Source organism: Actinoplanes sp. CA-142083 (assembly GCF_050942195.1).
Taxonomy (GTDB): Bacteria; Actinomycetota; Actinomycetes; order Mycobacteriales; family Micromonosporaceae; genus Actinoplanes.
The window spans coordinates 3,112,025-3,131,213 of sequence record NZ_CP192076.1 but is presented as its reverse complement, the minus strand read 5'-3'; the positions used below and the strand labels follow the sequence as shown (position 1 = coordinate 3,131,213).

Here is a 19,189-nt window from a genome sequence, read left to right as displayed (position 1 = left end):
GACGCCGGTCAGAACCGGCTCTGCGGCAGCCGGATCAGCTGACCGCGCGAGGTGATCTCGAGCTTGGTGAAGACCTTGCCCAGGTGGTACTGCACCGTTCGAGGGCTGATGAACAGCTGGGCGCCGATCTCGGGGTTGGACAGGCCGTCGCGCGCCAGCCGTGCGATCTGCCCTTCCTGCGGCGTGAGCGCGTCGCGGGTCTCCACGCTGCGCTTGCGGGCGGTCGCGCCGGTGCTCAGCAGTTCGCGGCGCGCGCGCTCCGCGAACGCCTGCGCGCCGGCGCCGTCGAAAATCTCGTACGCGGCGGTCAGGTGCTCGCGAGCCTCGGTCCGGCGGTTCTCGCGGCGCAGCCACTCGCCGTACACCAGATGCGCGCGGGCGAGGTGGATGGCAACCCGGGTGCGCGCGAGCCGTTCGATCGCCTCGCGATAGCAGGACTCGGCGGCCTTGCCGTCGCGCAACAGGGCGGCCGACCAGGCGCCGGCCCCGAGCGCCCAGTCGGTGCCGGCCGCGCTCGTGCGTTCCTCCAGACGTCGCAGGGCCGCGGCGGCTTCCTCATGGGCGCCGCTGCGCGCCCCCGCCTCGATCAACTCGACCAGGGCGAACCCGGTGATGCCCAAGTCGTCGTACTCGCAGGCCGATCGCGCGCTCGCCAGCGCCTCCTCATACCGGCCGAGGCCGTTGGAGAGCACCGCGGACGCGTAACCGAACCCACCGGCGGCGCGCCCCTCGCCGCGCGCGATGGCGTTGCGATAGCCCCGGTCCATCTCGTCCTGCGCCGTCTCGGCGCCGCGCCACGCCGCCAGCAGCAGCGAGGCATACCGCGCCGGGGCGTTGCCGGTGGCCTCGGTGATCGCATCGGCCTCCTCGGCCAGCGACGAGGCCGCCGCGAACTCGCCGGCGTGCAGGTGGACGGCGGCGCGGTGCCCCAGCGCCGCCGGCAGGGCGAGCAGCGCGCCGGCCTCGCGCGCCCGCCGGACGGCCCGGGTGGCCAGCTCATGCCACGCGTCGTCGTCCCACAGATCGCCGGCGACGATCCAGGGCAGCGAGAACCACCGCATCGCGTGCTGGTCGCCGCCGAGCTCCCGCCCGAACGCCTCCAGGGCCGCCCGCAACGGCGCCGTGCCGGCGACGTAGCCCCGCGTGTACCGGGTCAGCAGGCCGTCGAGGAGAAGGTCGATCGGTCGTGGCGCCGGCCCGGCCGCAGGGGCGTCCCGGGCCGCCGCGGCGACCTCGTGCGGCCCGGCTTCGTTGAGACGGCCGGCGTGGATCGCGGCTTCGAGAGCCTCCAGGTATGTCTCGCGCCCGTGCGCGCTGTCGAGCGGCGCGAGCCGTTCGGCGGCGGCGAGCAGCAGAGGCGGGGCGTCGGTGCCGCGCCGGAGAGCGAAGACGATCTGGGCGCGTACGCGGATGAGCTGCGCGCGCTGAGTCTCGTCCAGCGGGCACAGCCCCGCCAGCGACAGGAGCTTGTGCGCGGCCTCGGGCGCCCCCGACTCGGAGGTGGCCGTCGCGGCGATGAGCGCGCGCCGGCCACGCTCCGCCGGGTCCGGGGTCAGCTCCGCCGCCCGTTCGAGGAACGCGGCCGCCGCGGCGATGCCGCCGCGATGGGCCGCCCGCCCCGCCGAGAGCTCCAGCTCCGCGGCGACCCCCTCGTCCGGGACAGTCGTCGCGTGCCCACGGTGCCAGGCGCGGCGGTCCGGGTCAGTGTCCGGATCGGTGGCGGCGGCGAGCGCCCGGTGCGCCTGCTCCCGTTCGGGCAGGGTGGCGGTTCCGTAGATCGCCGAGCGCACCAGCGGGTGGCGGAACCGCACCCGGCCCCGCAGATCGATCAGCCCTGCCGACTGCGCCGGCGCCGCGGCGCCCGCGTCGAGTCCGAGCCGGCCGGCTGCGCGCCAGAGCAGCGACACGTCACCGACCGGTTCGGCCGCCGCGACCAGCAGCAGCCGTCGAGTCTCCGCCGGGAGCGCGTCGAGCCGCCGCAGGAAGCTCTGCTCGATCCGGTTCGCCAGCGGCGTCGCGTCGAGGACCCCGAACCCGCCGGCGAGCTCGGTCGGCGTCAAACCTCGGGGCAGCTCGAGCAGGGCGAGCGGGTTGCCGCGCGACTCGGCGACGATGCGGTCCCGCACGTGCTCGTCGAGGCGGCCGGGGAGAGCCGCGTCGAGAAGCGCCCGGGAGTCGCTGTCCCCCAGCCCGCCCAGCGCGAGCTCGGGCAGGCCCTTCAGTTCCGGGACGTTCGCCGGCTCCCGGACCGCGAACACCAGCCCGACCGGGTCCGCGAACAGGCGGCGTGCGACGAACGCGAGAGTCAGCGCCGAGGCCTTGTCCAGCCACTGCGCGTCGTCGATCACCCAGAGCAGCGGCTTGTCCTCGGCGGCCGCGGAGAGCAGGCCCAGCACCGCGAGGCTCACCACGAAGCGATCCGGGACGGAAGCCGCGCTCAGCCCGAAGGCCGCCGCGAGCGCGTCCCGCTGCGGGCCGGGCAGCCGGTCGCGGAGATCGAGCAACCGGGCGCACAGCTGATGCAGGCCCGCGTACGCGAGCTCCGTCTCGTACTCATGGCCCGCCGCCTGCGCGACGCGACAACCGGAGGCGTTGTGCACCAGATAGTCCAGCAGCGCCGACTTGCCGACCCCGGCTTCGCCGCGCAGGACCAGCAACTGGCTCCGACCCGACCGCACGCTCGCCATCAGTCGATCCAGCGCCTCGCGCTCGTCGCGTCGATCGTGCAGCGCAGGGCTCGTCGACATCGTTCCGAACGCTATGCGGGCCTTCCGATCACGTCAATCGCCTTGCTCCCATCGCCTGTGGTGACTGGCGACACAGGCCGGCGTCCGGCGGCGATTCTCGGGTCAGGTCACGGAAAGGGGGATGATCACCGTGGTTGCCAGCGCAAGTGGACTCGTCGAGCCGCTCGACCGGGCGCCCGCCGAATTCGAGAGCGTCCGTTCCCGGCTGTTCGGCATCGCCCATCGGATCGTGGGTTGTGCGGCGGACGCCGAGGACGTCGTCCAGGACGCATGGATCCGCTGGCAGACCGCGGACCGGGCGGCGGTCCGGTCGCCCACCGCGTTTCTCGTCACCGCCACGCGGCGGCTCGCGCTCAACACAGTCACCTCGGCCCACGCGCGTCGCGAGGTGTGCGCCGGCGGATGGCTGCCGGACCTCTGTGTCGCTGCAGATCCGGAGCCGGACGGCGGCGAGGCGCTCAAGGTCGCGATCCAGTTGTTGATGGAACAGCTCTCCGCCGTCGAATGTGCCGTCTACGTGCTGTACGAGACGTTCGGATACCCGTTCCGCGAGATCGCCGGGGTGCTCGAGCTCAGCGAAGTAAACGCACGGCAGCTGGCGCACCGGGCGCGGAGGCACCTGCGGGAAGGGCGCCACCAGCCGGTCGATCCCGCGGAGCGAGATCGGCTTCTCAGGGCGTTTGTCCGCGCGGCGCGTGGCGGCGACATGCCGGGTCTGGTCGACCATCTTTCCCAGCGCATATTCTCTTGCACGGAACGATAAGTGGGTTTCCGGCGCTCCATTCGCGAGAAATGGGCGGTAGTGAAATGTCCAGAAAGTTCCCCGAAACAACGACATGGAAGCCGCCGCTGCCGACTGCGGCCGACCTCGTCCGCCAAATCGGAGCCGTCGTCGCCGACCTGCCGAAGTTCGTCGTCGCCCCGCTGCGACGGCGCCGGCATCAGACCTGGGGCGCCAACCCGGCGGAGGTCGCCGCGCCGATGCCTGGGGACGGCCTGCTGCCGCGCGCGCAGTACCGCAGCACCCGGGCCATCACGATCGCCGCGCCGCCCGAGCGGGTGTGGCCGTGGCTCGTCCAGGTCGGGTGCGGCCGCGCCGGCTGGTACGCCAGCGACCTGCTGGACAACTTCGCCCGCCCCAGCGTCCGGTACATCGTGCCCGAGCTGCAGCACATCGAGCCCGGCCAATGGCTGCCCTGGGTTATGAAACCGTCCGAGCGGCTGTCGTTCATCGTGGACAGCTTCGACGAGCCGCAGTGGCTGCTGTGGCGCAGCCGGGCACGCAGCTGGTGCTGGCGGCTGACGCCGCTGAACGGCGAGCAGACCCGGCTGGTGGCCCGGCTGAACACCTTCTATGACTGGCGGCGCCCCGGAACGGTGATCACGGTGGTGCTGATGGAGGTCGCCGACTACGCGATGATGCGGCGCATGCTGCGCGGGATCAAAGAGCGAGCGGAGATGCAGTGATGGCCGCATTCACGAAGGCTCATGCCCTCTACGTCCTGCGCCGCGTCTACGGGCCCGATCACGCCGCGGCCCTCGAGGAGCACCTGCCGGAGCGGATCGATCTCGACGACCCCAAGGATGTCGAGCTGCTGTTCAAGCTGGGCCTCACCCCGGACCGCCTGGCCAGCGAGCTCGGCGGCGAGCTCTGAGATCCGCGACGGTGTTCCGGTGGGCCGTAGCGGGGACCTGCGGCGTGCTCGCGGTGCTGCTCGCCGCGCCCCGACCTATCTGCAGAAGCTCACCGAGGACTCGCGGCAGGTACGCGAGATCACCGATCGGTACCACCTGACCGCCCGGCTGACCTCGGCCGTGAGCGCCCTGCCCGGCACGCTCGCCACCGGCGCCGTCGGGTTCTTCCAGCATTTCGTCGGCGCGGTCTCCTCCGCCTTCACCGTGCTCGTGCTGACCATCTACTTCATGGCCGACCTGCCGCGCCTGCGCCGCGGCGTGATGTGGCTGCTGCCGGAACGTCACCACGCCCGCGGCGCGTACGTGCTGGACGTCGTGGTCGACAAGTGATCGTCTCGCTGTTCACCGTCGGCCTGTGGCCACGGACCATCATCGTGGTGATCTTCTTCGCCCTCTACCAGCTGGCCGAGAACTATCTGCTGGTGCCGCGCGTCTTCCGCAACACCGTGGACATGCCGGCGGCGGCCGTGCTGCTCGTCGCGCTGACCGGCGGCACGCTGCTGGGCCTGGCCGGCGTCATCATGGCGATCCCGATCGCCGCCACAATCAAGGTCGTGCTGAGCCCGCCACCAGCGAAGGAGCCGGCGGCCAGGGACGGGACCAGGGCATCCACGGGTGCGACCCCGGCAACGGATCTCGACTCTGGACGCGGAAAGGAACCGAACGCGTCAAGGGGGGAATGATGGGCATGACGACACGGCGAACCGTCCTGAGGGGCTCGGCCGCGCTGGCCGTGGCGACGTCCGGGCTGGCCGCGCCGGGACGGGCGAGCGCCGGCGGCCGTACGAAAGCCAATGTTCTGCTGGTGCATGGGGCGTGGGTCGACGGATCCAGCTGGAACGCGGTCATCGCGATTCTGCAGCGCCAGGGGTACACCGTGGTCGCCGCGCAGCTGCCGATGACCTCGCTGACCGACGATGTGGCCTGGACCAGGCATGTGCTGGCCGAGCGGCTGCAGGGCCCCACCGTGCTGGCCGGGCACTCGTACGGCGGTGCGGTGATCTCCGGCGCGGCCACCGGCGTGCCGAACGTGGTCGGCCTGGTCTACGCCTCGGCTTTCGCGCCGGACGAGGGCGAGACCATCGGTGGCCTCAACGCACGGTTCCCGGCGCCGCCCGGGCTGGCGTTCGCCCAGCCCGACTCTCTCGGATTCCTATGGTTCGACCCGGCGGCGATCCCGGCCAACTTCGCGCCGGACATTCCGCTGGCGGACGCGCGGGTGCTCGCCGCGACGCAGAAGCCGATCGCCGCGCAGTGCTTCGGGGAGGCGGCCGGACCGCCGGCCTGGAAGACGCTGCCGTCGTGGGCCCTGGTCTCCACCCAGGACCGCATGATCAACCCGGACCTCGAGCGTTTCATGGCCAGGCGCAGCCATGCGACCACCATCGAGGTCCGATCCAGCCACGCGTCGCCGGCGTCCCACCCGGACAAGGTCGCCGGGCTGATCATCGCGGCGGCGCGCGCCGGGCGCTGACCAGCAGGGCGACGAGGTCCGCGGCCCGTTCCGGGTCGCACGGGCCGCCGGCCTCGATCGCCACTCCCACGACCGTGATCCGCCGGAGTCGCAGCTCGGCGGCGAGCGTCCGGGGCAGCTCCACATCGGCGAAGTTGACGACCGTGCCGCCGTCCCGCAGATCGCGCGCGGCCTGGCGGTGGACGAGCAGCGTCGCGGCGGTCGTCCGGCCGCCCACGGTGTGCACCACTATGTCGACGCCGCCGAACACGTACGACGTCTCCGCGAACAGCCGGGCCACGTCCCACTCGTCCGCGACGTCCGCGCGTACCGCCACCGCCTCCCCGCCGGCCCCGAGGATCTGGTCGACGACGTCCTCGGCCGTTCGCCGATCGTGCAGATAGTTGACGACGACCCGGTAGCCGCCGGCCGCAAGCCGGTGGACCGTCGCCTTGCCGATGCCGCGCGATCCTCCGGTGACGATCGCAACCCGCCGGTCGGCAGCCATGTGACCGAATGTCCCGCCTGACCGTCGCGCGTCACACCAGGGGTTCCCCCTGGTCCGATCCCGGTCCTATGTTGAGGAGCGTGCCCGCCTTCAGAGGTCGCACCCGGGAGCGCAACGCCTTGGACGACGCACTGGACACCGTGCGCGCCGGGACAGGTGGCGTGCTTGTGGTCCGCGGTGAGCCCGGCATCGGCAAGACCGCGCTGCTGCACTACGCCGCCCGGCAGGCGGCCGGCTGCCGGGTCATCCAGATCGCCGGCGTCCAGTCCGAGCTGGAGATGCCCCTCGCCGCGCTGCATCAGCTGTGCACGCCGCTGCTCCCCCACCTCACCGCGCTGCCGGAGCCGCAGGCGCAGGCGATCCGGGTGGCCTTCGGCCTGGCCGCCGGGAACGCGCCGGACCGGTTCGTGGTCGGACTGGCCGTGCTCGGCCTGCTGGCCGAGGCCGCCGCCGAGCGCCCGCTGGTGTGCTTCGTCGACGACGCGCAATGGCTGGACCAGCCCTCGTTCCAGGTTCTCGGCTTCGTCGCCCGTCGCCTGCTCGCCGAGCCGGTGCTGCTGCTGATCGGCGCCCGCGAGTCCGGCGACCACCTGGCCTTTCCCGGTCTGCCGACGCTCACCCTCTACGGGCTCACCGACAACGACGCCCGGGCGCTGCTGCGGGCGACCATCTCCGGGCAGCTCGACCCGCGGGTCCGCGACCGGATCGTGGCCGAGAGCCGGGGAAACCCCCTCGGCCTGCTGGAGCTGCCGAAGGACATGAGTCCCGCCGAGCTCGCGGGCGGGTTCGCCGTGCCGGCGTCGACCACCGTCTCCGACCACGTCCATGCCCGCTATCTGGGCCGGGTCCGCGCCCTCCCGGTATCGGCGCGGCACCTGTTGCTGCTCGCGGCGGCCGATCCCACCGGCGACGCGGCGCTGGTGTGGCGGGCCGCCTAGGCGCTGGGCATCGGGTTCGACGCCGCCGAGCTGACCGGCGCGGAGAACCTGCTGGAGATCGGCGCCGCGGTGCGGTTCCGTCATCCGCTGGTGCGGTCGGCGGCCTACCTCGCCGCGTCACCGGGCGATCGCCGGGCCATGCACCAGGCCCTGGCACAGGCCACCGATGCCCGGGCCGACCCGGAGAGGCGGGTGTGGCACCTCGCCGCCGCCACCGCGGAGCCCGACGAACAGCTCGCCCGCGAACTCGAGCGCACCGCCGAGACCGCGCAGACCCGCGCCGGGCTGGCCGCCTCGGCCGCCTTCCTCCAGCGGTCGCTCGCGCTGACCGCCGACCCGGCGCGCCGCGCCGACCGGGCCTACGCGGCGGCGCTGGCGCACCTGCAGGCCGGCGCGTTCGACGCGGCCCGCGCCGTTGCCGCGGAGGCGGCCGCCAATGCCGCCGACGACCTCCAACGTGCCCATGCCGAGCAGCTCACCGGGCAGATCGAGGCCGCGGCCAATCCCGGGCGCCACGCGCCCGTACTGCTGCTGCGGGCAGCTGCGCGGCTGGAGTCTCTGGACATACGGCTGGCCCGGGACACCTACCTGCAGGCCTGGTGGGCAGCGGTGCTCGCCGGACAGTTCGCGGCCACGGGCGGCGACCTGCGCACCGTCTGCCGGGCGGCGCTCGCCGCGCCCCACCCCACCGAGACCCGGCCCGCCGACCTGCTCCTCGACGGCCTCGCCACCACGATCATCAACGGGCGGGCGGCGGCCGCGCCGAGCCTGCGGCAAGCGGTCGAGCTGTTCCGTTCCGATCGCGTCACCGCCGACGACTGGCTCCAGTGGGGCCGCAGCGCGACCACCGCCGCCTTCGCCACCTGGGACGCCGACGGCTGGGCCGAGCTGAGCGCCCGCCAGGTGCGGCTCGCCCGCACGTCCGGCGCGCTCACCTCCCTGGTCCTCTCGCTCAACTACCACGGATTCATGACCACGCATTGTGGCGACCTCGAGGCCGCGGCCGCCGTGGTGGCCGAGCACGACGCCGTCAAGGAGGCGACCGGCGTCCGGATGGCCGCGTACGGCGCCCGGCTGCTCGCCGCATATCAGGGCCGCCCGATCGAGCTGACACCGCAGATGGCCGAGGTCGAACACGAACAGGTCGAACGCGGTGACGGCTATGCCTTGCAGATCGCCGCCCTGGCGGCCGCCGTCCTGGACAACGGCGCCGGCCGCTACCGCACCGCTTTCCACGCCGCCGACGAGGTGGCCGGGGCGGAAGACTCCTTCCTGGCCCCGTTCGCGCTCACCGAGCTGATCGAGGCCGCCGCCCGCAGCGACAACATGCCGGCGGCCAAGGACGCGCTGCATCGCCTGTCGGCCTACACCCTGGACACCTCCGACTGGGCCGCCGGCATCACGGCACGCTGCCAGGCGCTGCTCGGCGCCGGCGAGGAGGCCGAGCGCTGCTACGACGAGGCCATCGCACGTCTGTCCCGGACCCGGTTACGGCCGGACCTCGCCCGCACCCACCTGCTGTACGGAGAGTGGCTGCGCCGGGAAGGAAGGCGCCTCGACGCACGCCGTCAACTCCAGATCGCGTACGGGATGATCACCGCGATGGGCCTCGGCGCCTTCACCGACCGAGCCCGCCGCGAGCTGCGCGCCACCGGCGAGAAGGTCCGCAAGAAGCAGATCACCCTGGACAACGAGCTGACCCCGCAGGAGGAGCACATCGCCCGCCTGGCCCGCGACGGGCGCACCAACGCCGAGATCGGCGCCGAGCTGTTCGTCAGCGCCCGCACCGTCGAATGGCATCTGCGGAAAGTTTTCACCAAGCTCGGCGTCAGCTCACGCCGCGAGCTTCGCGACGCCCTGCACAACGGCGCCAGGGATTAGACCGGGATCTTCACGGGTGTGAGTGGCACGCCAGATCAGCGCGCGCCATGTTCTCTCAGCGGAGGCGGCGGACGCGCGGGGCACGCTGGGCTGGTATCGCGACGTGCGCGGCCGCTCGGATCGGCTCCAGCACCGTGAAGGTGGCGTACCCCTCGCCGAGCAGGCGGACATCGGTGCCCTCCGCAGCCGGCTCGCCCTGCTCGAGCGTGATCCGGGCGAAATCCGTCCCGTGGTCGGCGATCGCCATGCGCACCTGACCGAACGCGGCCAGCTCCGCACGGCGCAGGCCGGCGAGGTCGGCAACCGGCCGGTCCGGCACGTTGAGATTGCCGACCGTGCCCGGCTCGGCATCCGCCAGCCAGTCCTCCAGCAGGTCGGCGGCGACCTCGGCGGCAGTCGACCAATACAGCCGCGCGTCCTCGGTGACCGAGAAGGCCGCCCCGCCGCTGCCCACCTCGCCGGGCGCGATCACGTCAAGCGAGACGGCCAAAGCCCTTGCGTCGTAGTTCGCCGCCGTCAACGCCGCGCCGACCGTGCCGGAGTGCAACACGGCCCGGCCGGTGTTGGCGCCGCGGTTGATGCCGGACAACACGATCTCCGGCGGCTCGCCGAACGCGCCCAGCGACGCCAGCACGACGAGCAGCATCGGTCGAACCTGCAGCACTTGTCATGGCAATCTTCGCCTCAGGAGGCCGACCTGGCGAGTTCGTCGGCGTAGGCACGGGCGTCGATGGCGTCCAGAATGGCCAGCTCCGCGTTGTCCACGGCCCATGCGGCGAAGTCCAGGGCGTCGGCCGCGTCGGAGTCGGCGTTGTCGGCGTCGCGGACGGCGAGCTTGACGTCGCGCTGCCGCGACCGTTCCGCGATCTTGGCCCGTACGTCATCGACCCTTGCCGAGGCGTCATCCCTCATCTGGGCCCATTTGCTGCGGGCGTTGTCGGCAGCCAGCTCGGTCTGCTTCTGCGCGTTCTGCACGGCCCGTGCGATGTCGAGCTGGGCCTGGTCGATGCGCTTTCCGATCTGCTCGCGGGACTCGGTGGCGGCGGTCTGCGCTGCCGCCTTGGTTGCCGCGACGCGCTGCTGAAGTGCGTCGAGTCGCTCCGAGTAGTCCATCTCTCCTCCTTGTTGGAGTCGATCGGGTGCCGGCTTCGTTCGGCACAAGCGTGTCCGTATCGCCGGGCCGTCGCGCCCGTCACGACCCTGGTTCGGATACTGGCCGCCGGATGGCGCGTCTTCGCCGATCTGGAGGCCAGGGACGAGACCAGGGTCTTCACGGGTGTGAGTCGTCCCTGCTGGGAGCAGTCTTCGGCTGACCGCCACCACGCAACAACGCGTCCAGCGAGGAGGACCGATGAGCACTGCCCATCATCGCGCCGAGGACAAGCACCCCGAGCAGGGGCCATGGCTCGGCGGCGTTCGCGAAGGCTACGCGGACCTCGCCGAGGTGCGATTGCACTATGTCGAGGCAGGCGACGGACCACTGGTCGTCCTCTTGCACGGATTTCCCGAATTCTGGTACGGGTGGCGGCTGCAGATCAAAGCACTCGCCGTCGCGGGATTCCGGGTCGTCGCGCCCGACATGCGCGGATACAACCTGTCATCACGGCCGAAAGACGTCGGCGACTACGACCTCAAGAAGCTTGCCGACGACATCCGCGACCTGATCCACGAACGCGGCGCGCAGTCGGCGATGATCGCCGGCCACGACTGGGGCGGCAGCGTGGCCTGGGCCACCGCGATGAACCACCCCGACGTCGTCGACCGGCTGGCCATCCTCAACGCGGCGCACCCACGAAAGCTGTCGGAAGGGCTGCACCATCCCGGCCAGCTGAGGAAGTCGTGGTATTTCTTCTTCTTCGCGCTGCCCGACCTGCCGGACGCCGTCGTGCACGCCAACAACTGGCACTTCTTCCGGCATTTCCTGCACGACGCCCGCCCGCCGTACACCAAGGCGGACATGGACCACTACATCGAAGCTTGGTCACAGCCGGGCGCGGCCACCGGAATGATCAACTACTACCGCTCCTCCGTCCGCACCCCGGCCAAAGAGGCCGAAGCCGCGATTCATCCCATCAAAGCTCCCACGCTCGTCATCTGGGGACAGCGCGATGCGTACCTCGGGCAGGAACTGGCCGAGCCCCACCACGACGACGTTCCCGGCCTCGATCGTGTCGAGCGACTGTCCAATGCCTCGCACTGGGTCCACCACGACGACCCGCAAAACGTCAACCAACTGCTGATCGATTTCTTCGCGCCTGCACTATCCAGGTGACCTTCATGGGAATCGAGTCGGTCGCCGCGCCGGAGACCGTACGAGCGGGTGGACCCGAGTCCGTTGCCATGCCGGCGCTGCCCCGGTACGGAGCGAGCGCCACCGCGACTGCTGCCGTCGACATGCTGACGCGCGCGCTGGCGCTCGAACTTCGCGACCGCGACATCACCGTCAACGGGATATCCGTCGATGTCGAAGAGCCCAGCTCGGACGGCCGCGTCGACGTCATCGCCTACTTCCTGAGCGATGAGGGCCACGGCGTCACGGGCCATGTGATCCACCTGGATGACTCGCCTGCCGCCGGCGCGGGCCGCCTCGATTCCCTTGATTTGTGGAGATCGGCCCGCTAGCACCCCCGGGGTACGCCCAGGGCGTTCACGGGTTCGAACCAGTTGGGGGCAGCGCCAGGCATGGTGACCATGCCATCCGATTTCGTTCGCTACCCCGAGGAGAGAGGACGATGCCCGAATACCTCATCTCGCAAAACGACCCGCGTGGCGAGCGCGCCGAGCAGTTGGCGGCGCTGCGGGCGGCGCACACCTACGACATGGCGTACGGATTCCCGGTTGTCGCTTCCGCGCTGTACGCGTCACGGCCGGCCCGGTCCGGCGGTCAGGTCGTCGGAGCGGCCGGCTTCGATGCGGGACCACTGGGCGATGGGGCGTCCGTTCATCCGCCAGACCTCGGGGTTCCTGGCGTCGCCCCAGGGCTGGGGCCAGCCGTCGGGTGAGTCCTCCCACGTCTCCTGGCGTCCGTAGACGGTCATGTCCAGCAGCCCGTGGGTAGGTGCCATGATCTCGACGCCGCGTCCGCCGGTGTAGTACGTCTCGAACACCCGCTCGCCGTCGCGGACATAACAGACCAGGTGGTGACGCTGCCAGTCACGACCCTCGAGGAGTCGCGGCGCCGTCGTCTCGACCGAGTACCACGGCATGTCCAGGCCCAGGAAGTCCCGGTAACGAACGCTCTCCGGGTACGGGCCCTTGCAGAGGACGGCGTACGTGGCGTCGCGGGACTGGATGTAGGACAGCTCGCGGACCTGGCAGTTGAAGAAGGTGCAGCCCTCGCACTGCTGCGCGGCGGGCCGGTCGGGCCACCAGGCGTGAAAGTAGGCGATGAGCTGCTTGCGGCCGTCGAAGACGTCGAGAATCGTGATCGGTCCGCCGGGACCGATCACCTCGATGGTGGCGTCGACCTCCACCATCGGCAGCCGCCGCCGGGCCGCCGCGATCGCGTCCCCTTCGCGGGTGTGTGCCTTCTCCCTGACCCTTAGCGTGTCCAGCTCGGCCTGGAAGGTCGCCCGGTCGACGACCGCGGGCAGGCTCTGCGCATTGCCGGTCATGACTATCCCTTTCTCCCGGTGTTCCGGTCGCCGTTCTTGGCGCCCGAACCCTTATAGCAACTACTTGGTTGCTATTCAACCTATAGCAACCAGATAGTTGCGTCAATCGCGCATGGACATGTCGTGTGCGAAGCGGAGCCGTGTGCGCGCATCGACGCGGCGCTGCTCGCGTCGCAGCCATTCGCCGTCGCGTACCGGCCCAGCCCGTTGTAGCGCAGGGCGCTGCCCCAGTCGTTGACGAAGAACCAGAGCCCTTCACCACGGCGTCGCACGTCGTCCTGGCGCGCCTTGGTGAGCGCGACGGCTTCGGCGTCGTGGCCGCGCCAGTTGGCCACCGCGATCCGTCCGCGCAACATCAGTCGGCTACCGGTCGCCTCGGCCAAGGCTTCCGCCTCGGCGGAGACGAGCACCACACCCCCGTCAGATGGCGCCTTTCGCCGGCTCGCCGAACGGGTGTGGTGTCAGGACCTGCACGTCGAGCTTGGTGGTGAGCTTGCTGTCCAGGGCGGAGAGCAGGCCGGCCAGAGCCGGGCCCTTGGCGTGTGCGGCCCTGGCCTGCTCCGACTCGTACTTCTCGATCATCACGAGGCGATCGGCACCCTCGTGCAGCGCGTACACCTCGACTCCCTGCTCCTGATGCACTCGGGCGATCGCCTTCTCGAAGGCGGCGATCACCTCATCGCGATGCTCCGGAGCGGGTACGACGGTGACAACCAGGACGATGCTCATGCCGGCTTGTCTCCCTCCTGTCGCTGTCGCAGCTCGCCGATCGCGGTGCCAAGGTCGGTCTCGACGCCGTCGGGTTGCTGAAGGCCGTTCTTGAACAGCAGCTCCGCGAACGGCCGGTGCTGCGGACGGCCGGCAGTGGCGAAGTACGCCGTCAGGCCGGCCGCCAGCTCGTCGTCGGCCGGCAGGGTGGCCACGTCGACCAGCTCCTTGATGCCGGTAACGGCCACCTTGTCGAATGCCGCGATCCGGCGCGCGAAGGCGTCGACGAAGTCCTCGATCTCCGCGTCCGGGACAACGCGGTTCACGTACCCGTAGGCGGCGGCGAGCTCGGCGGGGATGTCGTCGCCGCCGAGCAGGATCTCCAGCGCGCGGCCCCGGCCGGCCAACCGGCCCAGCCGTGCCATCGGGCCGCCGCCCGGGACCGCGCCCACGCCGATTTCGAACTGGCCGAGGACGGCCTTGTCGGAAGCGAAGCGGATGTCGGTGGCCAGCACGAACTCGCTGCCGGCGCCCCGGGTGCGCCCGCGGATCTCGGAGATCGTGGCGACCGGGACCTTGCTGAGCCGGACGAAGTTGTCCAGGTACGGATGGAGGCCGGTCGGCCCCGGTCGCATCGCCGCCACCCGGCTCGCGTCGGACAGGAAGTCCCAGTGCGCCATGAAGTAGCCGGGTTTGTCGCTGCGGAACACGACCACGGTCAGGTCCGGGTCGCTCTCGATGCTCGCGATGAGCTCGGCGAGCTCGTCCACGGTGTCGGGGTCGAGCAGGTTGACCGGCCCGTTGTCGAAGGTCACCCGCCAGTACGACGGCGAGACCCGGTTGACTTGGAACTGTTCCACGGCGTGCCCCCTTGGAGCTGTCCGGTTACGAGCTCAGGAATGGGATGAGGGTGGCCAGCAGTCGCGCGGGCTGTTCCTCGGCGACGAAGTGCTTGCAGTCCTGCACAACGAAGGCCTGGACGTTGAGCGGCTGCTGAACGTCTTCCGGAATCCGGCCGGCAGATGCGGTGCCCCGGATACCGAACCCGGCCCCACCGGCGCGGCCGCCGATAATGGTGCGCCTCGACGCTTCGAATCCCCCCTCGTTCATCGGGGATCAGCCCTGCCACGTGCGGCCGGGCAGCCGCGTCGTGACCTCTTGCAGCAGCCAGCCGTTGCCGTCGGGGTCCGAGAAGGACGCGTACGTGAGGTAGGACCGCCGCTGCGGGTCGACGCCCGGTTGAAGGTTGCCGCCGTCGCGGTGGAACGGCTCGCTGACCTCGACGCCGCGGTTGGTCAGATCCTTGCGGGCCGCCTCGATGTCGTCGACGACCAGTTCCAGCCGCTGGAACGAGCCCGGCGCGGCGGTGGTGAGACCCTTGCCGAACGAGATCGAGCAGTTCGAGTGTGGTGGTGTGAACTGAACGGCTCGGACCTCGCCGAGGTCGAAGTCGGCGTCGAGCCGCCATCCGAGGCTCTGGTAGAAGCTCTTCGCCCGGTCGACGTCGGAGACCGGCAGTGTCACGACCTCGAGCTTCATGTCGTAGCCCAGATCCTGGCCGGTGTCGCTCATGGTGACCTCCTGTGGTCGCTTGGTATCGACCACAGTCTGTAAGCGCGCCGGGCCCGTCGCGCCCGTAGAAACCCCGGGTCAACCAGACTGGGCCAGGGCCCGGCGGATCTGCCGGCGGGACGTGACGCCTAGCTTGGCGAACACTTTGCTCAGGTGCCATTCGACGGTGCGCGAGCTGAGGAACAACTGGCCGGCGATCTCGACATTCGACGAGCCGTCGCCGGCAAGGCGGGCGAACGCGATCGTCACGGCACGCGAGGTCATCGACTCCCTGCGAGCTCGCGTCGAGTGATTCGCGGCTGGTCGAACCTCACAGGATCATGGCCCGGTCACGATGCCGACCACGATCATGACGATCAGGGCCACCACGCTCAGGGCCAGGCCGACGCCGGTGATCCGGCGCTGCAGAACCGGGTAGCGGCTGACCGGCTGATCCCACGCGGACCACGTCGTCGCACCGAGAAGTCCCAAGGTTCCTACGACCAAGATGATCATGCCGCCGCCTGACACCAGAGGATCGATGCCTTCACGTTGCACCGACGCCGCCGAGCCGGCAGGGCCTCGGAGGTGAACACTGAGCGAACGACGGCATGGCGACGGCGCGAGGCGGGCATCTACGCGAACAGGTGATACCGGCGCCGAAATGAGGTGTGCGATGACGGAACCAGCCAGCAGCGGCGGTCTCGTGGACCCTGAAACCGCTTTGCAGCGTGAAGTCGAGACTCTCGGGCAGCGTTTCCCCGAGGTGGATCGCGCCGAACTCGACGAACGTGTCCACACGGTCTACGAGCGGCTCAGCTCCGACGCGGCCGTGGACACCCATCTGGTCGCGATGACCGAGAAGCAGGTCACCGAGGAGCTACGCGAGGGCGGCGCCGACGTCCACGTCCGTGGTGAGGACGCCGGCTGACCGTCAGGCGGTCGTGACCAGTCGTTGTTCGACCAGTCGTACGGCGGCGGTCAGCCGGGGCGCGCGCAGACCCCGGTCCGCGCCCTGGATGATCAAGATCAGGAGGGATGGCCCTTCCCTCGGGCGGTGGCCGGCATTGAAAGCACGTTCAGGATCGAGGCCGGCTCGTCGAGCGGGAGCAGTTCCACGGTGATCGCGCCCTGACACCGTCGGTATCGGATAAGGCCTATCGAGGTCCGGTGTTCCGACAGGATGGTTCCGGCCACGCGGTGTGGTCTCGCGCTGTTCACGACGCATCGATCCGTTCGGACCGGTGCCGGCGATTACAAATTCGGCAACGCATCGCAACTCTCCTCGTACGGCGGAATCGGCCACGATTGTGGCGCGCCGCCTCGGTCCTCGAAAAACGTTTCGGCCGAGCCCGAAAATTGGATCTGGCACAGGTGAGAAGTTTCAGGAAGCGGTGTCAGGGGCAGGGCTCTCGGGTACGGAGACTTGGCGTGACTGTCAGGGGGACGGCATGCTGCGAATCCTGTTCACCCCCGGCGACCTCGCGTCGACGCGGTTCCTGCCCGAGCCCGCTCCGATGCTGGAGCTGAAGTTCGTGGCCCTCGCGCTTCGCCGGGGTATTCGCGCGCCGTGGGGGGCGCGGTGGCGCAGCCACGCGCTCGCGGCGATCCCGCAGTCGGCGCGGCCGTCGGTGAGTCAGATCGGCGAGCACTTCTCCTGGGCGTTGTCGCCTACTTTCGCCGTCAGCGCGGACCTCGACGAAGGAATGGAAACGTTTCTGAGTTTCGGCACTCAGCGGCTGCGCGAGGAGATGGCGCTGTATTTCAGCGCCCCCAACTCGGGTGTTCCACTTCTGCCCCGTTACGCATTCGAGGGGGACCGCGACGCCGGACGGGTGCTGATGCACGGAGCGAAAGCCGCCTTCACGGCGGCGATGCAGCCGTATTGGCCCGATGTCCAGGCCAACCACCAGAGCGAACTGGCGCAGCACGGGCGGCTGCTGGCGTGCCGGGGGATCGGCGCCGCGCTGATCACAGTGATACCCGGGGCGAGGTGGTGCGGAGACTGCTTGCTGATCGACAGCCCGCAGGACCGCACGGTCCGGTTGGGTGGGCGAGGATTGCTGATCACACCGGCCGCGTTCTGGGCGGGACCGCCGCTGGTGGGCGAGTTGCCCGATCAACCAGTTCTGCTGGCGTACCCCGCCCCGGCCGTGCTGAGCATCCGGGCCGGCGCCGAGTCCGACTCCCTCGCGGCGATCCTCGGGGCGACCCGGGCGGCGGTGCTGCGGCTGCTGTCCACCGAGCACACCATCGGTGACATCGCGCGCCGGCTCGGCATCAGCGCGGCGTCGGCGTCGGAGCACAGCGCGGCCCTGCGAGCGGCCCGCCTGATCTCCAGCCGCCGCGACGGCAAGGCGGCGATCCAGCGCGCGACCGTCCTCGGCCTGGACCTCATCAGGCTCAACACCCCGTCATCGAGCGCCGGTGGTGGTCAGCGCGGGCCGAACCAGGTGGCGAGTGCGGAACACAGAGATTCCCGATCGCGGTGATCCGGGTGAGGGGTATCGGTGGCCCAGGCGACGTAGCAGTCCGGGCGCAGGAGCAGGGCGGTGGCCGGAGCGTTCATGGCGTGGGCGGTGATGGTGTCGACCCGGTCGAGCCACCCGTCCGCCGCCCCGGTGAGCGATGCGTCCTCGGTGGTGTCGAGCAGCAGCGGCCGGGCGTTCGTGGTCAGCTCGGCGAGCCGGACCGTGCCGTTGTCGGTCTTGAGGACCAGATCGGGAGCCCAGCGACCGACCATGAAGTGGGTATCGCGGCCTTCCATCTCGTAGCGGATGTCCGCGCCCGCCATCATGTTCGCGATGTGCGCCACCGTGTGCTGGTCACGGAGTAGCTCGGTGAACAGTTCGCGCAGTGCCGTGACCTCGGGGCCCGGGGCCAACAGCGCGAGCTGGGCCTGGCTGTGCATGGCTACTCGCTCACCGGCCGGACGGCGCTCGGTGTCGTAGGTGTCGAGCAGCCCGGCCGGCGCCCGGCCTTGGATCTCGGCCGCCAGCTTCCAGCCGAGGTTGACCGCGTCCAGCAGGCCGAGATTGAGCCCCGGCCCGCCGATCACGAAGTGCACGTGCGCGGCGTCGCCGACCAACAGCACCCGGCCGTCGCGATACCGCTCAGCCAGGCGGGTGTTGACGCCGATCGACCGATCCAACCGATGCGGTCCCCGGCCATCGGGTGGCCGCAACGGCAGGTCCGCGCCCATGACGCGGTAGATACTGTCGTGGACTTCCGCCGGCGTCAGCGGCGCATCGGTGTCGGTCGTGCCGATCCCCCACTCGACGGTGAACACCAGATCCGGCCGGGACGGAATCCGCGCGTAGGCGAAGACGCCGTGTTCGGTGCGGTGGTACATCGGTGCGATGTGGCCATAGCCAGGCAGGTTCAACCCACCGGTGGCCGGGTCGTGGAGCTCATCGGGCACGGCCACCTCCGCGATGCGGGTGACGATGTCGTCGCTTGCCGCGCCGGGAAATCCGATGCCGGCGAGGTTGCGGGTCGTGCTGTGCGCGCCATCCGCGCCGATCAAGTAGCGGCTGCTGATCTCATAACGCCCGTTCGGGCCGGTAACTTCGGTGGTGACACGGTCGGCGTGCTGGGTCAGCCCGGTCAGCTCGTGGCCTCGGCGGATCTCGACACCCAGACCGGCGGCGCGTTCGGCCAGTATCCGCTCGATACGAGTCTGTGGGACGGGCAACAGGTAAAACGGATTGTCCGCGAGCACGTGCAGGTCCATGGGTACGGCGCCGAAGTAGAACGCCGGGATCGGCTGCGGCGGCTCGGATCGCCCGGTCAGTGGTCGATACAGGCCGCGGCGATCGAGCATCCGGACCACCTGGCCGACCAGACCGTTCGCCCGGTTCTCCCGGCGCGGCTCGGACAGGCGCTCCAGCACAACGGGTTGTACGCCGGCCAGGCTCAGCTCGCAGGCGAGCATCAGCCCGTTCGGGCCCGCACCCGCGATCACCACATCGGCAACCATCGCAACACTCCTGAAGAAGGTGAGTCGGTCACGAGTGTGGATTGCCGCCGGCGTCACCGGAGAACGCTTCGGCCAGACCCGAAATGTGGTCTAGCTGGCGTCGGACGGCAAGCGT

Annotated in this window: 25 protein-coding genes; 12 read left to right on the top strand and 13 right to left on the bottom strand. The window is 70.5% G+C overall.

From position 1 onward, the window contains the following. Positions 1-8: 8 nt before the first annotated feature. Entirely contained in the window at positions 9-2,747 is a 2,739-nt protein-coding gene (locus tag ACQPZX_RS14355) for a helix-turn-helix transcriptional regulator (RefSeq protein ID WP_433379931.1), read from the bottom strand. A 121-nt stretch (positions 2,748-2,868) separates the two neighbouring features. On the opposite strand from ACQPZX_RS14355, the gene ACQPZX_RS14350 reads away from it, so the two are divergent. Genes ACQPZX_RS14350 through ACQPZX_RS14325 form a run of 6 tightly spaced genes read left to right on the top strand, consistent with a single transcriptional unit; the run spans position 2,869 to position 5,916 of the window. Continuing rightward, positions 2,869-3,510: a sigma factor gene (locus ACQPZX_RS14350; RefSeq protein WP_433379928.1), complete on the top strand. Its 642-nt coding sequence runs from the start codon at positions 2,869-2,871 to the stop codon at positions 3,508-3,510. Positions 3,511-3,554: 44 nt separating this feature from the next. Continuing rightward, the gene (locus ACQPZX_RS14345) at positions 3,555-4,214 is read left to right on the top strand and encodes an SRPBCC family protein (RefSeq protein ID WP_433379925.1); all 660 of its coding nucleotides are present in this window, start codon (positions 3,555-3,557) and stop codon (positions 4,212-4,214) included. Next, the gene (locus tag ACQPZX_RS14340) at positions 4,214-4,402 is read left to right on the top strand and encodes a hypothetical protein (protein ID WP_433379922.1); all 189 of its coding nucleotides are present in this window, start codon (positions 4,214-4,216) and stop codon (positions 4,400-4,402) included. The genes ACQPZX_RS14345 and ACQPZX_RS14340 overlap by 1 nt, the downstream gene beginning before the upstream one ends. A 19-nt stretch (positions 4,403-4,421) precedes the next feature. Next, on the top strand, positions 4,422-4,772 hold the full coding sequence (locus ACQPZX_RS14335) for an AI-2E family transporter (protein ID WP_433379919.1): 351 nt from the start codon (positions 4,422-4,424) through the stop codon (positions 4,770-4,772). Beyond that, a complete protein-coding gene (locus tag ACQPZX_RS14330; protein ID WP_433379916.1) occupies positions 4,769-5,125 on the top strand; it encodes an AI-2E family transporter in 357 nt (118 codons plus the stop codon). The genes ACQPZX_RS14335 and ACQPZX_RS14330 overlap by 4 nt, the downstream gene beginning before the upstream one ends. A 5-nt stretch (positions 5,126-5,130) precedes the next feature. After that, positions 5,131-5,916 (top strand): alpha/beta hydrolase, encoded by a 786-nt coding sequence (locus tag ACQPZX_RS14325; RefSeq protein ID WP_433379913.1) that lies wholly within the window; start codon positions 5,131-5,133, stop codon positions 5,914-5,916. Here the strand turns inward: ACQPZX_RS14325 and ACQPZX_RS14320 are convergent. Continuing rightward, complete coding sequence (locus ACQPZX_RS14320; RefSeq protein WP_433379910.1) at positions 5,888-6,403, bottom strand: SDR family NAD(P)-dependent oxidoreductase; 516 nt, start codon at positions 6,401-6,403, stop codon at positions 5,888-5,890. The genes ACQPZX_RS14325 and ACQPZX_RS14320 overlap by 29 nt on opposite strands. A gap of 80 nt (positions 6,404-6,483) precedes the next feature. Between ACQPZX_RS14320 and ACQPZX_RS14315 the strand changes: the two genes are divergently transcribed. Together ACQPZX_RS14315 and ACQPZX_RS14310 are read left to right on the top strand one after the other, a co-directional pair. Further along, a complete protein-coding gene (locus ACQPZX_RS14315) occupies positions 6,484-7,341 on the top strand; it encodes a BREX system ATP-binding domain-containing protein (RefSeq protein WP_433379907.1) in 858 nt (285 codons plus the stop codon). 69 nt (positions 7,342-7,410) lie between these two features. Beyond that, positions 7,411-9,222, top strand: a complete 1,812-nt coding sequence (locus ACQPZX_RS14310; protein ID WP_433379904.1) for a LuxR C-terminal-related transcriptional regulator — start codon at positions 7,411-7,413, stop codon at positions 9,220-9,222. 55 nt (positions 9,223-9,277) lie between these two features. On the opposite strand, the gene ACQPZX_RS14305 is transcribed toward ACQPZX_RS14310, so the two are convergent. Together ACQPZX_RS14305 and ACQPZX_RS14300 are read right to left on the bottom strand one after the other, a co-directional pair. Next, a complete protein-coding gene (locus tag ACQPZX_RS14305; protein WP_433379901.1) occupies positions 9,278-9,886 on the bottom strand; it encodes a 5'/3'-nucleotidase SurE in 609 nt (202 codons plus the stop codon). A 20-nt stretch (positions 9,887-9,906) separates the two neighbouring features. Then, on the bottom strand, positions 9,907-10,335 hold the full coding sequence (locus ACQPZX_RS14300; protein WP_433379898.1) for a hypothetical protein: 429 nt from the start codon (positions 10,333-10,335) through the stop codon (positions 9,907-9,909). Between the two features lie 238 nt (positions 10,336-10,573). Between ACQPZX_RS14300 and ACQPZX_RS14295 the strand changes: the two genes are divergently transcribed. Together ACQPZX_RS14295 and ACQPZX_RS14290 are read left to right on the top strand one after the other, a co-directional pair. Then, complete coding sequence (locus ACQPZX_RS14295) at positions 10,574-11,494, top strand: alpha/beta fold hydrolase (RefSeq protein WP_433379896.1); 921 nt, start codon at positions 10,574-10,576, stop codon at positions 11,492-11,494. A gap of 5 nt (positions 11,495-11,499) precedes the next feature. Continuing rightward, positions 11,500-11,844, top strand: a complete 345-nt coding sequence (locus ACQPZX_RS14290) for a hypothetical protein (RefSeq protein ID WP_433379893.1) — start codon at positions 11,500-11,502, stop codon at positions 11,842-11,844. Between the two features lie 239 nt (positions 11,845-12,083). On the opposite strand, the gene ACQPZX_RS14285 is transcribed toward ACQPZX_RS14290, so the two are convergent. The 8 genes from ACQPZX_RS14285 to ACQPZX_RS14250 all read right to left on the bottom strand — a co-directional run bounded on the left by ACQPZX_RS14285 (position 12,084) and on the right by ACQPZX_RS14250 (position 15,611). Beyond that, a complete protein-coding gene (locus ACQPZX_RS14285; protein WP_433379890.1) occupies positions 12,084-12,836 on the bottom strand; it encodes a DUF899 family protein in 753 nt (250 codons plus the stop codon). A gap of 80 nt (positions 12,837-12,916) precedes the next feature. Continuing rightward, positions 12,917-13,246, bottom strand: coding sequence for a hypothetical protein (locus ACQPZX_RS14280; RefSeq protein WP_433379887.1), 330 nt, complete (start codon positions 13,244-13,246; stop codon positions 12,917-12,919). 10 nt (positions 13,247-13,256) lie between these two features. After that, positions 13,257-13,565, bottom strand: coding sequence for a putative quinol monooxygenase (locus ACQPZX_RS14275; protein ID WP_433379884.1), 309 nt, complete (start codon positions 13,563-13,565; stop codon positions 13,257-13,259). Next, positions 13,562-14,404: an enoyl-CoA hydratase/isomerase family protein gene (locus ACQPZX_RS14270; RefSeq protein ID WP_433379881.1), complete on the bottom strand. Its 843-nt coding sequence runs from the start codon at positions 14,402-14,404 to the stop codon at positions 13,562-13,564. The genes ACQPZX_RS14275 and ACQPZX_RS14270 overlap by 4 nt, the downstream gene beginning before the upstream one ends. A 25-nt stretch (positions 14,405-14,429) precedes the next feature. Next, positions 14,430-14,654 carry a hypothetical protein gene (locus tag ACQPZX_RS14265; protein ID WP_433379878.1) on the bottom strand — a complete coding sequence of 75 codons (225 nt, stop codon included), beginning with the start codon at positions 14,652-14,654 and terminating at the stop codon, positions 14,430-14,432. A 6-nt stretch (positions 14,655-14,660) separates the two neighbouring features. Further along, the gene (locus tag ACQPZX_RS14260; RefSeq protein WP_433379875.1) at positions 14,661-15,116 is read right to left on the bottom strand and encodes a VOC family protein; all 456 of its coding nucleotides are present in this window, start codon (positions 15,114-15,116) and stop codon (positions 14,661-14,663) included. A gap of 78 nt (positions 15,117-15,194) precedes the next feature. Beyond that, positions 15,195-15,380 carry a response regulator transcription factor gene (locus ACQPZX_RS14255; RefSeq protein WP_433379872.1) on the bottom strand — a complete coding sequence of 62 codons (186 nt, stop codon included), beginning with the start codon at positions 15,378-15,380 and terminating at the stop codon, positions 15,195-15,197. Between the two features lie 54 nt (positions 15,381-15,434). Further along, positions 15,435-15,611, bottom strand: a complete 177-nt coding sequence (locus tag ACQPZX_RS14250) for a hypothetical protein (protein WP_433379869.1) — start codon at positions 15,609-15,611, stop codon at positions 15,435-15,437. 160 nt (positions 15,612-15,771) lie between these two features. On the opposite strand from ACQPZX_RS14250, the gene ACQPZX_RS14245 reads away from it, so the two are divergent. After that, positions 15,772-16,026: a three-helix bundle dimerization domain-containing protein gene (locus ACQPZX_RS14245; RefSeq protein WP_433379866.1), complete on the top strand. Its 255-nt coding sequence runs from the start codon at positions 15,772-15,774 to the stop codon at positions 16,024-16,026. A gap of 520 nt (positions 16,027-16,546) precedes the next feature. Further along, the gene (locus ACQPZX_RS14240; RefSeq protein WP_433379863.1) at positions 16,547-17,587 is read left to right on the top strand and encodes a hypothetical protein; all 1,041 of its coding nucleotides are present in this window, start codon (positions 16,547-16,549) and stop codon (positions 17,585-17,587) included. On the opposite strand, the gene ACQPZX_RS14235 is transcribed toward ACQPZX_RS14240, so the two are convergent. Next, positions 17,530-19,074: an FAD-dependent monooxygenase gene (locus ACQPZX_RS14235; protein WP_433379860.1), complete on the bottom strand. Its 1,545-nt coding sequence runs from the start codon at positions 19,072-19,074 to the stop codon at positions 17,530-17,532. The two genes, ACQPZX_RS14240 and ACQPZX_RS14235, sit on opposite strands and share 58 nt — an antisense overlap. Positions 19,075-19,189 lie beyond the last annotated feature (115 nt).